This window comes from Calditerrivibrio sp. (assembly GCF_049968475.1).
Classification (GTDB): domain Bacteria; phylum Chrysiogenota; class Deferribacteres; order Deferribacterales; family Calditerrivibrionaceae; genus Calditerrivibrio; species Calditerrivibrio nitroreducens_A.
On the sequence record NZ_JBMFQS010000037.1, the window covers coordinates 1 to 541 of the forward strand.

Sequence of the window (541 nt, forward strand, 5' to 3'; positions counted from 1 at the left end):
AAGAAATACTGGAAGACCCACTGTATAAAATGGGAGAAGAAAAAGGAATTCAAAAAGGAATTCAGGAAGGTATTTTGAAAGGTAAAGTAGAAGCTATACTGGATATATTAAGTTTAAGATTTCCCAACATGGATTTAAGCATTATTTCAGAAAAGCTTAAAAATATTCAAGATTTAGAACGTCTGGACTATTTGAAAAGCAAAGCAAAAACTATTTCTTCGTTAGAAGAATTTAAGCAGCTTTTAGATTAAAATAATATATCAGTTATATCAGTTAGTAGCTTTTTCTCTGTTTTCTTCGTAAAATTTTCTGCCTTTTTCTGTTATTTCCCAGATACCCCATGGGGAATTAGATGCCAGCAAACCTTCATTTACCATCGTATTTCTTGCCCATTGTGCAGTATTTTTCCATCTTTTTGAACCAGATGAAAGGGACTGATAATCATATTCGTTTAAAGTATTTTTCATCTTCATATGTACAAGATTTAAAACAGACTCCACCTTTGCTTTTCCGCCAAGTTCAATAAGCGATTCTAAAATAG

1 protein-coding gene and 1 pseudogene are annotated in these 541 nt (G+C 31.6%); one reads left to right on the forward strand and one right to left on the reverse strand.

Annotated elements, in window-relative coordinates:
• Positions 1-251: pseudogene (locus ACP5Q2_RS09915) on the forward strand (hypothetical protein); the annotation flags it as partial.
• An 18-nt stretch (positions 252-269) separates the two neighbouring features.
• Here ACP5Q2_RS09915 and ACP5Q2_RS09920 read toward each other — a convergent pair.
• Positions 270-541, reverse strand: a 272-nt coding sequence (locus ACP5Q2_RS09920) for a winged helix-turn-helix domain-containing protein (RefSeq protein ID WP_428099640.1), incomplete at its 5' end; no start/stop codon positions are given.